We start from the raw sequence: 13,154 nt of genomic DNA, 5'->3' as shown, positions 1-13,154 counted from the left end.
GCTCGATAGTGAACCGGCCAGCCTTGCTGGTACGGTACGACTTCCCCCTGAATTGCACCGGAACGCTCATGATCCAGACGCCTTATTATCTGATCGACAAGACCAAGCTCAAGCGCAACATGGAAAAGATCGCCTATGTGCGCGAGAAGTCCGGAGCCAAGGCGCTGCTGGCGCTCAAATGCTTCGCCACCTGGTCGGTCTTCGATCTGATGAGCGAATATATGGACGGCACCACTTCGTCCTCGCTCAATGAGGTGCGTCTGGGCAACGAGAAATTCGGCGGCGAAACCCACGCCTATAGTGTCGCCTATGCCGATCACGAGATCGATGAAGTGATCGCCAATGCCGACAAGATCATCTTCAACTCCATCGGCCAGCTTGAACGCTTTGCCGATAAGGCCGCCAATATCACCCGCGGCCTGCGGCTCAATCCGGGTGTTTCGACCTCCAGCTTCGATCTGGCCGATCCCGCGCGCCCGTTCAGCCGCCTTGGTGAATGGGACGTGGCGAAGGTGGAAAAGGTCATGGACCGGATCACCGGCTTCATGATCCATAATAATTGCGAGAATTCCGATTTCGGCCTGTTCGACCAGATGCTGGATCAGATCGAGGAGAAATTCGGCTCGCTTCTGCATCGCGTTGAATGGGTGAGCCTTGGCGGCGGCATTCATTTTACCGGCGACAATTATCCCGTCGATGAATTTTGCGCCCGCCTCAAGGCATTCTCGGAAAAATTCGGCGTGCAGGTCTATCTGGAGCCGGGCGAAGCCTCGATCACCAATACCACGACGCTGGAAGTGACCGTGCTCGACACGCTGTTCAACGGCAAGAATCTGGCCATCGTCGATAGTTCCATCGAAGCCCATATGCTCGATCTGCTGATTTATCGTGAGAGCGCAAAGATGGAACCGAATACGGGCGAGCACCGTTACATGGTCTGCGGCAAATCCTGCCTTGCGGGCGATGTGTTCGGCGAATTCAATTTCGAGCGTGAATTGAAGATCGGCGACCGGCTGTCCATGCAGGATGCCGCCGGTTATACGATGGTCAAGAAAAACTGGTTCAATGGCGTGAGAATGCCTGCGATCGCCGTGCGCGAGCTTGACGGCACCGTGAATGTCGTCCGTGAATTCACTTTTGCGGATTTCGAGGGTTCTCTCTCCTGAACCCAACTCAATCAGGAAATAAGTAAGTTAACAAGAAAATGCGGGAAACCGCTGAAAGAGGAAGCATCGACATAAAATGAAGAAGAACGTTCTCATTATCGGCGCCGGTGGCGTAGCACAGGTCGTGGCGCATAAATGCGCTCAAAACAGTGATGTATTGGGAGATATACACATTGCGTCCCGCACGGTAGAGAAATGCCGCAAGATAGTCGATTCCGTGCACGAAAAGAAAAGCCTCAAGACTGACGTGAAGCTTGAGGCCCATGCGCTCGATGCGCTCGACATCGAGGCCACCAAGGCCCTGATCGAAAAAACCGGCACGCAGATCGTCATCAATGTCGGCTCGCCCTTCCTCAACATGTCGGTGCTGCGCGCCTGCATCGATACCGGCACTGCCTATATGGACACGGCCATTCACGAAGATCCCAAGAAGATCTGCGAGACGCCGCCATGGTACGGCAATTATGAATGGAACCACCTGAAGGAATGCGAAGAGAAGGGCATCACCGCCATTCTCGGCATCGGCTTTGATCCGGGCGTGGTCAATGCCTATGCGCGCCTTGCCGCCGATGATTATATCGATGAAGTCAAATCCATCGATATTGTCGACATCAATGCCGGCTCCCATGGCCGCTGGTTCGCCACCAATTTCGACCCGGAAATCAATTTCCGCGAATTCACCGGCCGCGTCTATTCCTGGCAGAACGGCCAGTGGCAGACCAACAAGATGTTCGAGATCGGCAAGACTTTCGATCTGCCGGTTGTCGGCCCCAGCAAGGCCTACATGACCGGTCATGACGAGGTGCATTCGCTCGCCAAGCATTATCCCGATGCGGATGTCCGCTTCTGGATGGGCTTTGGCGACCACTATATCAACGTCTTTACCGTGCTCAACAATCTGGGCCTTCTGTCCGAACAGCCCATCAAGACCGCCGAAGGGCTGGAAGTCGTGCCGCTGAAAGTGGTCAAGGCTGTGCTGCCCGATCCGGCTTCGCTTGCGCCCGATTATGAAGGCAAGACCTGCATCGGCGATTTCGTCAAGGGCACGAAGGACGGCAAGGAGACGGAAGTCTTCATCTATAATGTCGCCGACCACAAGGAAGCCTATAACGAGGTCGGTTCGCAGGGCATTTCCTATACGGCAGGCGTCCCCCCGGTCGCAGCCGCCATCCTGATCGCTTCGGGCGAATGGGATGTGAAGAAGATGGTCAATGTGGAAGAGCTCAACCCCAAGCCTTTCCTGCACATCCTCAACCAGATCGGCCTGCCGACCCGCATCAAGGACGAGAACGGCGACCGTCCGCTCGATTTCAGCTGATCGATCCCGATGAAAAGAAAACCCCGCAATCTGCGGGGTTTTTTGTTTTAGAAATTCTTTTTCAGCCGGGTTGTTTCTTTGCCCAACTCTGCTATCCATTCAGACAGAATTTGTGATCCCGGAACACATGAATAATTTCGGGACAGATCATTAATATATATGTGCAGATCGATGCGCAGCCCGCTTGGCTCCGGATCAATTTCAGGAACATCCACAATGTTCCCCGTCGAAATTGAGCAACCCGAAAAGCTGGGGCGTCATTACCCGCTGCGGTAATGAAAGGCCCTTAGCCGGCATGGGACGGTCGATGATCGTATGACACGCCATGCTCTCGGATCGACACGCTCTCTGACATCATGGCGCGAAACTTTCAGGATTATGAAGCATCCGGGGCCGATGGCCACGGCTGTTTCAGGAGCATGATGTGAACACGACAATGGATGCGGGCTTTCCCCGGCCCGATGAAACCGGCGCGAAGCGCTGGAGCACGGAAATCTTCAAGGCGCTCAAGCTGGGCTGGCCGCTGATTTTCACCAATCTTTCGCAGGCCGCACTCACTGCGACCGATGTGATCTTCATCGGGCGGCTGGGCGCCGATACGCTGGCTTCGGGGCTTCTTGCGACCAGCCTCTATCATACCGTGATGATTTTCTCGATGGGCCTTGTTTCGGCGGTCATGCCGATGATCGCCATCACGCTGGGCCGTCATCGCCATTCGGTGCGCGATGTGCGCCGCACCGTGCGGCAGGGCATGTGGACGGCCATCATTATCGTTATTCCGATCTGGGTTCTGCTCTGGCACGCAGAAGAAATCTATCTGCTTTTGGGCCAGCGCCCCGACATTGCCGCCCGCTCGACGGATTTCATGCACACGCTGCAATGGGCGCTGCTGCCCTATCTGTTTTATATCGTGTTGCGTTCGTTCTTCGCGGCGATGGAAAAGCCGATGTGGACATTGCTGGTTGCAGCCCTTGCCATCGGCTTCAACGCGCTTGCAGGCTGGACGCTGATCTTCGGCCATTTCGGTTTTCCCCGCATGGAACTGCATGGCGCGGGCATCGCCACCACCGCATCAAGCATGATGATGTTTCTCGGCCTTGCCTTCATCACCCTGCGCCATCGCCGCTTCCGCCGCTATCACCTCTTCGGGCGCTTCTGGCGTCCCGATTGGCCGCGCCTGATCGAACTTTGGCGCATCGGCCTGCCTATGGCGCTGACCTTCGTCTTTGAAACATCGATCTTCTATGCCGCGGTGATCATGATGGGCCTGATCGGCCCCACCGCCATGGCTGCCCATGCGGTGGCAATCCAGATCGCCTCGCTCACCTTCATGGTGCCGCTCGGCTTCGGGCAGGTGGCAACCGTGCGCGTGGGCCGGGCTTTCGGTCGCGGCGATCCTTCCGCAATCGCCTATGCGGGCTGGAGTTCCTATGCGCTCGGCGTCGGCTTCATGGCGCTGATGGGATTGCTGATCATTCTTTTCCCGCGCATGTTTATCGGCATATTCCTTGATCTGGGCGATCCGCAGAATGCCGCCGTGATCGAACTGGCCGTCGTCTTTCTGGCGCTCGCCGCCCTGTTCCAGATCGTGGATGGCGCGCAGGCGGTTGCCTCGGGCATGTTGCGCGGCCTGCGCGACACGCGAATCCCGATGTATCTGGCGCTGCTGGGCTATTGGGGTGTCGGCCTGCCGCTGGGTGCGCTGCTGGCCTTCTATTTCGATTTCAAGGGCGTGGGAATCTGGTGCGGCCTTGCCGCAGGTCTTGGAATGACCGCGGTGCTGATGACGACGCGCTGGCGCCGTCATCTGGCGCATATCACCGTCTCCGCCCAACGGGGCTGAGCGGCTATTTTGTCAGCGCGACGATGCGGTCGAACGCGGCACCGAAGCCTTTGAGCGAAACCTTGAAGGCAACGGGCTGGCTTGGGCTGAGTGCCGTGGTGGTGACGTTGAGATTGGAGCCGGTCTTGAGCGCTGCGACCTGTTTCGCGTCAAGGCTTACCGGCGTCAGGCATCCTTGCGGCAGGCAGGTGGAGAAAGCCAGTTGCGGGCCGTCAGCCTCGTCGATTTTGGTCGCAGCCCCCTTGGCAAGATCGAGGCCGAACGGCATCAGCAGAACGCCGTCGATCTTGCCGCCATCGACATTGCGAAATTCCGCCGTCAGAACGCGCTGCCCCGTCTGGGCGCTGCTCTGGTCCTGACGCATGGCGCAAACGGCATTGTCGTTCTGCGTCTGGCAGGTGACGGTCCAGTCCTGATAGGTTTCCTGAAGCGTATTTGCGCCGCCCGGAAGCGGAGCCGCAAATGCCGGTACGAAGGAGATTGCAGTAAAGGCAATGGCAAAGCCGATAGAATGATATTGTTTCATAAATATATTCTCTTTGAAGTGACAATTCTTAAAGTCGGCACGCCGCTGCGCCCGCCCGGACAATTGAGCATGGATCAATATATGGTTCAACCGCCAATATTTATATAAATCCCTTATATTACAGGGATTTATATAACATTCTCCGAATATGAAAATAATCGTCCGGGACCAAATCGTTTCGCTTAACGCGAAAGCTTCATATGACGATTGACATCCTTGTAGAGCAGATAGCGGAACCGGCCCGGACCGCCCGCATAACAGGCTTGCGGGCAGAAGGCGCGCAGCCACATGAAATCGCCCGCTTCCACTTCCACCCAGTCCTGATTGAGCCGGTAGACCGCTTTGCCTTCAAGCACATATAGCCCGTGCTCCATGACATGGGTTTCGGCAAAGGGAATGACGCCGCCCGGCTCGAAAGTCACCACGGTAACATGCATGTCGTGGCGCAGGTCTTCAGGATCGACAAAGCGCGTCGTCGCCCATGCGCCATTTGTGTCGGGCATGGGGGTGGGCGCTATGTCCTTCTCGTTGAGAAACAGCGCTTCGGGCACGTCAAGACCATCGACATATTCATAGGCTTTGCGAATCCAGTGAAAACGCGCAGTCTCTGTCCCCTCATTGCGCAAGGTCCAGCCGCTCTTGGGCGGCAGATAGGCATAGCCGCCTTCGGTGAGAACATGTTTTTCGCCGCCAAGCGTGACCGTCAATTCGCCTTCGACAACGAACAGAACGCCTTGCGCGCCCGCATCAGGTTCCGTCCGCTCGCTGCCGCCGCCCGGCTGCACTTCCATGATATATTGCGAGAAAGTCTCAGCGAAGCCCGAAAGCGGGCGCGCGATCACCCACGCCCGCGTTTTCTCCCAAAAGGGCAGATAGCTTGTAACAATGTCGCTGAACGTGCCTTTCGGGATGACCGCATAAGCTTCGGTAAACATCGCGCGATCGGTGAGAAGCTGCGTCTGCGGCGGCAATCCGCCCTTGGGTGCGTAATAGGTGCGATTCATGATGGGTCCAATCCGTAAATCACGAGGCTTAAAGTGTTTCCGGCAATATGTCCTTGAGGCGCAGCAGCGCGATGCGCTCGACCTGCGCGCAGGCGGTCGCAAATTCTGCATCCCTTTCATTGGAAAGGCGGCGCTCGAAGGCATCAAGGATTTCCTGTTTCGAGCGGCCTTTCACCGCGATGATGAAAGGAAACTTGAATTTCTGCATATAGGCTTCGTTAAGCGCGGTGAATTTCTGCCGTTCTTCGTCGGTCAGCGCGTCAAGTCCGGCGGAAGCCTGTTCAGCAGTCGATTCGGCTGTGAGGCGCTTTGCCTGCGCAAGCTTGCCCGCCAGATCGGGATGGGCGAGCAGAACGCCCAGTTTCTCGTCATTTTTCGCGGACCGAAAAACATGAACCATGGCCGCATGAAGCCCGGAAGCCGTATCCTGCCCGGCGCTCAGGCCGCCATCATGGGCGCGTTCGGCAATCCATGGCGAATGCTCGAAAATGCCGCCATAGCGCGCGACGAATTCGGCCCGCCCGGCTTTGGAGGGGATAACAGAAGCTGCGATCGGCTTGTGATGTTCATGCCAGTGCCGGGCAATATCGATGCGTCTGGCGACCCATACTTTGTCATGGCTTTGCACATAATCGAGAAAGCGCTCAAGTGCTGCCATGCGGCCCGGACGCCCGACAATGCGGCAATGCAGCCCGATGGAAAGCATTTTCGGCGCGCCTTCGTCACCTTCGCGGTACAGCACGTCAAAGGCATCCTTGAGATAGGTGAAGAACTGCTCGCCGCAATTAAAGCCCTGCGGTGTGGCAAAGCGCATATCATTGGCGTCGAGCGTATAGGGCACGATCAGGTGCGGCCCCTTCGGGCCTTTGACCCAATAGGGCAGTTCATCGGCATAGGAATCGGCGGAATAGAGAAATCCGCCTTCCTCCATCACAAGCTTCAGCGTGTTGTCGGATGGCTTGCCCTGATAAATGCCCAAGGGGCGCGAACCGGTGATTTCCGTATGCAGCCGCACCGCTTCGCGGATATGCTCGCGCTCGACCTCTTCGGGAAAGTCCTTGTATTCGAGCCAGCGCAAGCCATGGCTGGCGATTTCCCAATCGGCTTCCTTCATGGCTGCGACCGCTTCCGGGTTGCGCGCCATGGCGAGCGTCACGCCATAGACGGTGACGGGCATGTTGCGGCGCGTGAAAGCGCGCCAAAGCCGCCAGAAACCGGCGCGCGCGCCATATTCATAAATGGATTCCATATTGAGATTGCGCTGGCCCTGCCAGGCTTGCGCGCCGACGATTTCGGAAAGCAGGCATTCGGAAGCGGGATCGCCATCAAGAATGCAGCTTTCGCCGCCTTCCTCGTAATTGACGACGAATTGCACGGCGATATTGGCGCTGCCCGGCCATTTGGGGTCGGGCGTGTTGCGGCCATAACCAACGAGATTGCGCGGATAGTTCATACGGTTTCCCCGATTCTGCTTTTGTCCTATGATAGTAGGAGATTATCGGCTGTATTCCCCCTCATATTTTTGAAAGACATCCAAGGATAATTGTCTTTCACAACGCGCGCGAGGGGGAAATACTTGAAGCTGGCTCGGGGGAGGAGGAACAATTATGGCGCAGCATATGCGGGTCCGGCAAGCGATCCGCTTTCTACTCAATGGCGAGACGGTCGAACTTGACCATCTGTCGGCCACTGAAACATTGCTCGATTATCTGCGTCTTTCAGCAAGGCTGCGCGGCACCAAGGAAGGTTGCGCCGAGGGCGATTGCGGTGCCTGTACCGTGCTGGTGGGCAGGGTTGCAGGCGGCGAGCTGATCTATGAAAGCGTCAATGCCTGCATCCGCTTCATGGGGTCGCTTGATGGCTGCCATGTCGTGACCATCGAGCATCTGCGCGGCGCTGATGGCGGCTTGCATCCGGTGCAAAAGGCGATGATCGATTTTCACGGCTCGCAATGCGGCTTCTGCACGCCGGGCTTTGTCATGGCGCTTTATGCCTTGTGGATGCACAATCCGAAGCCCGCCGATCCGGCGATTGAAAAGGCGTTGCAGGGCAATCTGTGCCGCTGCACCGGCTATGAGGCGATTATCCGCGCGGCGCGCGCCATCTCCGATTATGGCAGCGTGGCGCAAGACCCGCTTGCAGTGGAGCGCGCGCAGGTTCTTGAGAAACTTTCCACCTTGCGCGACGGCAAGCGCGTGGAAATGGGTGAGGCGGGTGACCGCCTGATCGTTCCCGCCGATCTCGATGATTTCGCAAATGTGCTGGCGGCTGAACCCAAGGCGACCATCGTTGCAGGCTCCACCGATGTGGGCCTGTGGGTGACGAAGATGATGCGCGATATTTCGCCGGTGGTCTTTATCGGCCACCTTGAGCAATTGCGCGCCATTCGCGAAGAAAACAACATCGTCACCATCGGCGCGGGCGTCACCTATACGGAAGCCTTTTCCTTCCTCGCAAAGCATATTCCCGCTTTAGGGCAACTGATCGACCGCATCGGCGGCGAGCAGGTGCGCAATATGGGCACTATCGGCGGCAATATCGCCAACGGCTCGCCCATTGGCGACACGCCGCCGCCGTTGATCGCGCTCGATGCAAGGCTCACATTGCGCAAGGGTGACGAGCGCCGCACCATCGCGCTTGAAGATTATTTCATCGCCTATGGCAAGCAGGACCGTGCGCCCGGCGAATTTGTGGAAGCCGTGCATGTGCCGATCCCGCAGCCGGACGCGTATTTCGCAATCTATAAAATCTCCAAGCGTCGCGAGGAAGATATTACCGCAGCCCTTGGCGCATTCCATCTTTCCCTCGATGCGCAAGGCAATGTCGCTTCCATCCGCATCGCCTATGGCGGCATGGCAGCAACGCCAAAACGCGCCAGCGCGGTTGAAGCAGCGCTTATTGGCAAGCCATGGAACGAGGAAACGGTTGAAGCAGCGCTTGCTGCCTATGCCGCCGACTACCAGCCGTTGAGCGATATGCGCGCCAGCGCCGATTACCGCCTTATGGTGGCGCGCAATCTGCTGCGCCGCTTTTTCATCGAGACACAAGGCAGCGCTGAACCCGGCCTCGCCCGTATCGAAGCGGCATAAGGGGGGATGAGATGAACAAACATCCGGCAAACCCGATGAAGGCTTCGCGCATCAAAGGCGGCGTCGCCACCGACCAGAAGCATGATTCCGCGCACAAGCATGTCACCGGCACGGCGGTCTATATTGACGACATGCCCGAACCCGAAGGCACGCTGCATATCGGCATCGGCTTTTCGACGCTCGCCCATGCGGCCATCAAATCGATGGATTTTTCCGCCGTGCGCGCGGCTCCGGGCGTGGTGGACGTGCTCACCTGCAAGGATGTGCCGGGCGATAATGACGTCTCTCCTTCCGGCATGCATGACGATCCGATCCTTGCCGATGGCAAGGTGGAATTTCATGGCCAGCCGATCTTTGCCGTCCTGGCAAAAACCCGCGATCAGGCGCGCCGCGCCGCCCGTCTTGCAAAAATTGAATATGAGGAAATGCCCGGTATTTTCTCGATTGACGGGCTTGATGGCTATAAGGACCGGCTCGTTTTCACCCCCCTGACGCTCAGCCGCGGCGATGCGCGTGGGGCAATCGATCACGCGCCGCGCAAGATAAAGGGCCGCATGAGCCTTGGCGGGCAGGACCACTTCTATCTTGAAGGACAGGCATCCCTCGCGATCCCCGGCGAGGATGAGGATGTGACCATCTATTGCTCCACGCAGGGGCCGAGTGAAACGCAGCATCTGGTGGCCAATGCGCTTGGTGTGCCAAGCCATAGCGTCACGGTTGAAGTGCGCCGCATGGGCGGCGGCTTTGGCGGCAAGGAAACGCAGGCCAATCAATGGGCGGCGATTGCGGCAATCGCCGCCAAGAAACACCGCCGCGCGGTCAAGATCCGGCTCGACCGCGATGAGGACATGGCCTCGACCGGCAAGCGGCATGATTTCAAGATCGATTATGAAGTCGGCTTCGATGATGAGGGCAATATTCTGGGCGTGGACTTCATGTTCGCGCTCAATGCCGGTTTTTCCGCCGATCTTTCCGGGCCGGTGGGCGACCGGGCGCTGTTTCACTGCGACAATGCCTATTTTTACCCGGCTATCCATGCGCAATCCGCCCCGCTTTACACCAACACCGTGTCGAATACGGCGTTTCGCGGTTTTGGCGGCCCGCAGGGCATGATCGGTGCCGAGCGGGTGATTGACGAGGTGGCTTTTGCCGTGGGCAAAGACCCGCTCGAAATCCGCAAGCTGAATTTCTATGATGCGATGGGCGCGGAAGGCACCCGCAATATCACGCCTTACCACCAGAAGGTGGAAGACTGCATCATCCAGCGCATCGTAGCGGAACTGGAGGAAAGCGCAGATTATGCAAAGCGCCGCGAGGCGATCCGCGCGTTCAACGCAAAAAGCCGCTATATCAAGCGCGGCATGGCGCTGACGCCGGTTAAATTCGGCATTTCCTTCACCAAGACCGAATCCAATCAGGCCGGCGCTCTCGTGCATGTCTATAATGACGGTTCGGTTCACATGAACCATGGCGGCACGGAAATGGGGCAGGGGCTTCATATGAAGGTGGCGCAGGTCGTGGCGGAAGAATTCCAGATCGACATCGACCGGGTGAAGATCACCGCCACCACCACCGCCAAGGTGCCGAACACGGCTCCCACCGCAGCATCATCCGGTGCCGATCTCAACGGCATGGCCGCGCAGGATGCAGCCCGCCAGATCAAGAAGCGTCTCATCCATTTTGCCGCGCATCAATATCAGGTGCCGGAAGATCAGGTGGTCTTCCTGCCCAATCGCGTGCGCGTCGGCAATCAGGAAATCAGTTTCAACGATCTGGTGAAGCAAGCCTATATCGGGCGCGTGCAGCTTTCGGCGGCGGGTCATTACAAGACGCCCAAAATTCATTGGGATCGCGCCAAGGGGCGCGGCCACGCCTTCTATTATTATGCCTATGGCGCGGCCTGTTCGGAGGTTTCCGTCGATACGCTGACCGGCGAATATGTGGTGGAGCGCACCGATATTCTCCATGATACCGGTCGTTCGCTCAATCGCGCCATCGATATTGGACAGGTGGAAGGCGGCTTCATTCAGGGCATGGGCTGGCTGACGACGGAAGAACTCGTCTGGGACGATAAGGGGCGGCTGCGCACCCATGCGCCCTCGACCTATAAAATCCCGCTGGCTTCCGACCGCCCCCGAATTTTCAATGTGGCGCTCACCGATTGGTCGGAAGCCTATGAGCCGACCATCCACCGTTCCAAGGCGGTGGGCGAGCCGCCTTTGCCGCATGGCATGTCGGTGCTGCATGCGCTTTCCGATGCCGTTGCCAGCGTGGCCGATCACAAACATTGCCCGCGTCTTGATGCCCCTGCAACGCCGGAGCGCGTGCTTATGGCCGTCGAACGGCTGCGCGCCTTGAAGGGTTAGGACCATGCGGCGCGCGCGCGACGATATAAGGGCTTTTCTCAGCCGCTCTTCCAGTTGCGTGCTGGTGGAGGTTGCGCGCGTGAAAGGCTCTGCGCCGCGCGATGCAGGCGCGTGGATGCTGGTTTCGCGCGACGCGATTTTTCGCACTATCGGCGGCGGCCAGCTTGAATATATGGCCATCGATCACGCCCGAAAAATATTGGCTGGCGGCAGCAATGATCCGATGGACGTGCCCCTGGGGCCGGAAATCGGCCAATGCTGCGGCGGTCGCGTGGGGCTTGATTTCAGGCTTGTTGACCAAAGCCTGACCGCCGAACTCATTGGCCGCATCGATGCGGAGATCGCCACTCGCCCCCATGTCTATGTGTTTGGCGCGGGCCATGTCGGCGATGCGCTCGCTTATGCGCTGTCGCTGACGCCGGTGCGCGTGGTGCTGGTCGATACGCGCGAAAGCGCATTGATCGCCGTTGATGCGCCGGGAGTGGAAACCTGTCTTGCCGCCATGCCCGAAGAGGTGGTGCGCTCGGCTCCGCCCGGCAGTTCCTTCATCATTCTCACCCATGACCATGCGCTGGATTTTCTGATTGCAGCAGAAGCATTGCAGCGCCGCGATGCGGCCTATGTCGGCATGATCGGCTCGAAAACCAAGAAGGCCACCTTCAGAAGCTGGGCCAAACGCGAGATGGGCAGCGATACCCTGTTTGAAAATCTCGTCTGTCCTATTGGCGGTGCTGCTGTGAAGGACAAAAGGCCCGAAGTCATTGCCGCCCTGGTGACGGCGGAAGTGCTGGGCGCGGCCCTCAACGGCGCAAGAATGTCTCAAACCGCCTGAAATCCGGTTTTCAATCCAATATTTCGCGAATCAGCCGCTGGCAGCGCTCTGCCATGAAATCAATGATGAGCCGCACTTTCGGGTCCTGAAAGCGCTTATGCGGATAGATTGCCGCAAGCTGGATCGGCGCGGGCGGCGTCTGCTCCAGAATGGGCACCAGCCGCCCTTCGCGGATATAGTCCTTCACGTCGAAAAGCGGCTTGTTGATGATGCCGCGCCCGCCAAGCGCCCATTGCGTGAGCACATCGCCATCGTCGGAATCATACGGCCCCGTCACTTCGAATTTGCGCAGGCCCGCAGGCGTCTGCAAGGTCCAGTAATATTCCTTGGAACCGGGAAAGCGCAGCAGCAGGCAATGGTGCTTTTCGCCCAGAAGCTCTTCCGGCGATTGCGGAACCCCATGCTTTTCCAGATATTCGGGAGCAGCGCAGATGACGCGCTCGCAATTCATGATGCCGCGCATACGCAGATTGGAATTTTCCAGAACCCCCAATTTGAAGGCGACATCGACGCCTTCACTCATAATATCGATCTCGTGATCGGACAGGCGCAGCCGCACTTCAATATCGGGATATTTGTCGTGAAATTCCGGAATGCCGGAAGCAATAAGCCGCCGCCCGATGCCCAGCGGAGCGGTGATGCGAATCGATCCTCTGGGATTTTTGGCAAGCTCCGCGACCGCCGCTTCGGCCTCTTCCACTGCTTCGAGAATTTTCAGCGCCCCGTCATAAAACAACCGGCCATGTTCGGTGGGGGTGAGCTTGCGCGTGGTGCGGTTGAAGAGGCGTGCGCCCAGATGTTTCTCCAACTCCTTGATACGATTGCTTGCAACCGCCGGAGAAACGCGCTGGTCGCGGCCTGCCGCCGAAAGATTTCCCAATTCGACAACGCGCACGAAAACCCGCAGATTATCCAGATATGACATAGGCCCCTTGCACCATTGTCTAGATTTTTTTGAAAGTGATGGGCGTGATGTAATGTTCCCTCGACCAAGAAGCTTTGGCACATAA

Annotated in this window: 10 protein-coding genes; 6 read left to right on the top strand and 4 right to left on the bottom strand. The window is 57.9% G+C overall.

All coding sequences use genetic code 11. From position 1 onward, the window contains the following. Positions 1 to 68: 68 nt before the first annotated feature. From nspC to DKP76_RS01090, 3 genes are all read left to right on the top strand, one after another. Positions 69 to 1,166, top strand: a complete 1,098-nt coding sequence (gene nspC, locus DKP76_RS01100; RefSeq protein WP_109704584.1) for a carboxynorspermidine decarboxylase — start codon at positions 69 to 71, stop codon at positions 1,164 to 1,166. 76 nt (positions 1,167 to 1,242) lie between these two features. Further along, positions 1,243 to 2,484 (top strand): saccharopine dehydrogenase family protein, encoded by a 1,242-nt coding sequence (locus DKP76_RS01095; RefSeq protein ID WP_109704583.1) that lies wholly within the window; start codon positions 1,243 to 1,245, stop codon positions 2,482 to 2,484. A 424-nt stretch (positions 2,485 to 2,908) separates the two neighbouring features. Further along, complete coding sequence (locus tag DKP76_RS01090) at positions 2,909 to 4,327, top strand: MATE family efflux transporter (RefSeq protein ID WP_109704582.1); 1,419 nt, start codon at positions 2,909 to 2,911, stop codon at positions 4,325 to 4,327. A 4-nt stretch (positions 4,328 to 4,331) separates the two neighbouring features. Here the strand turns inward: DKP76_RS01090 and DKP76_RS01085 are convergent, their stop codons facing one another. The 3 genes from DKP76_RS01085 to puuE form a co-directional block, all read right to left on the bottom strand. Continuing rightward, positions 4,332 to 4,853 carry an invasion associated locus B family protein gene (locus tag DKP76_RS01085; RefSeq protein ID WP_109704581.1) on the bottom strand — a complete coding sequence of 174 codons (522 nt, stop codon included), beginning with the start codon at positions 4,851 to 4,853 and terminating at the stop codon, positions 4,332 to 4,334. Positions 4,854 to 5,035: 182 nt separating this feature from the next. Next, positions 5,036 to 5,857, bottom strand: a complete 822-nt coding sequence (locus tag DKP76_RS01080; RefSeq protein ID WP_109704580.1) for a bifunctional allantoicase/(S)-ureidoglycine aminohydrolase — start codon at positions 5,855 to 5,857, stop codon at positions 5,036 to 5,038. Between the two features lie 28 nt (positions 5,858 to 5,885). Then, the gene (puuE, locus tag DKP76_RS01075) at positions 5,886 to 7,310 is read right to left on the bottom strand and encodes an allantoinase PuuE (RefSeq protein WP_109704579.1); all 1,425 of its coding nucleotides are present in this window, start codon (positions 7,308 to 7,310) and stop codon (positions 5,886 to 5,888) included. A 154-nt stretch (positions 7,311 to 7,464) separates the two neighbouring features. Between puuE and xdhA the strand changes: the two genes are divergently transcribed. The 3 genes from xdhA to xdhC are packed head-to-tail and all read left to right on the top strand — an operon-like array spanning position 7,465 to position 12,144. Further along, complete coding sequence (gene xdhA, locus DKP76_RS01070; protein ID WP_245410108.1) at positions 7,465 to 8,946, top strand: xanthine dehydrogenase small subunit; 1,482 nt, start codon at positions 7,465 to 7,467, stop codon at positions 8,944 to 8,946. Positions 8,947 to 8,957: 11 nt separating this feature from the next. Continuing rightward, positions 8,958 to 11,312 carry a xanthine dehydrogenase molybdopterin binding subunit gene (gene xdhB, locus DKP76_RS01065; RefSeq protein ID WP_109704578.1) on the top strand — a complete coding sequence of 785 codons (2,355 nt, stop codon included), beginning with the start codon at positions 8,958 to 8,960 and terminating at the stop codon, positions 11,310 to 11,312. 4 nt (positions 11,313 to 11,316) lie between these two features. Further along, the gene (gene xdhC, locus DKP76_RS01060) at positions 11,317 to 12,144 is read left to right on the top strand and encodes a xanthine dehydrogenase accessory protein XdhC (RefSeq protein ID WP_109704577.1); all 828 of its coding nucleotides are present in this window, start codon (positions 11,317 to 11,319) and stop codon (positions 12,142 to 12,144) included. A gap of 10 nt (positions 12,145 to 12,154) precedes the next feature. Here the strand turns inward: xdhC and DKP76_RS01055 are convergent, their stop codons facing one another. After that, positions 12,155 to 13,069, bottom strand: coding sequence for a LysR family transcriptional regulator (locus DKP76_RS01055; RefSeq protein WP_109704576.1), 915 nt, complete (start codon positions 13,067 to 13,069; stop codon positions 12,155 to 12,157). Positions 13,070 to 13,154 lie beyond the last annotated feature (85 nt).

Source organism: Falsochrobactrum shanghaiense, from assembly GCF_003149535.1.
Lineage (GTDB): Bacteria > Pseudomonadota > Alphaproteobacteria > Rhizobiales > Rhizobiaceae > Brucella > Brucella shanghaiense.
Note: the sequence above shows the minus strand (reverse complement) of the source record. Positions and strands in the feature narration are given on the sequence as shown.

What these genes read in the sequence shown, in the direction of transcription:
- DKP76_RS01055 (WP_109704576.1), bottom strand. Translation starts at nt 13,069, where the DNA reads ATGTCATATCTGGATAATCTGCGGGTTTTCGTGCGCGTTGTCGAATTG.
- DKP76_RS01095 (WP_109704583.1), top strand. Translation starts at nt 1,243, where the DNA reads ATGAAGAAGAACGTTCTCATTATCGGCGCCGGTGGCGTAGCACAGGTC.
- xdhA (WP_245410108.1), top strand. Translation starts at nt 7,465, where the DNA reads ATGGCGCAGCATATGCGGGTCCGGCAAGCGATCCGCTTTCTACTCAAT.
- xdhC (WP_109704577.1), top strand. Translation starts at nt 11,317, where the DNA reads ATGCGGCGCGCGCGCGACGATATAAGGGCTTTTCTCAGCCGCTCTTCC.
- DKP76_RS01080 (WP_109704580.1), bottom strand. Translation starts at nt 5,857, where the DNA reads ATGAATCGCACCTATTACGCACCCAAGGGCGGATTGCCGCCGCAGACG.
- nspC (WP_109704584.1), top strand. Translation starts at nt 69, where the DNA reads ATGATCCAGACGCCTTATTATCTGATCGACAAGACCAAGCTCAAGCGC.
- puuE (WP_109704579.1), bottom strand. Translation starts at nt 7,310, where the DNA reads ATGAACTATCCGCGCAATCTCGTTGGTTATGGCCGCAACACGCCCGAC.
- DKP76_RS01085 (WP_109704581.1), bottom strand. Translation starts at nt 4,853, where the DNA reads ATGAAACAATATCATTCTATCGGCTTTGCCATTGCCTTTACTGCAATC.
- xdhB (WP_109704578.1), top strand. Translation starts at nt 8,958, where the DNA reads ATGAACAAACATCCGGCAAACCCGATGAAGGCTTCGCGCATCAAAGGC.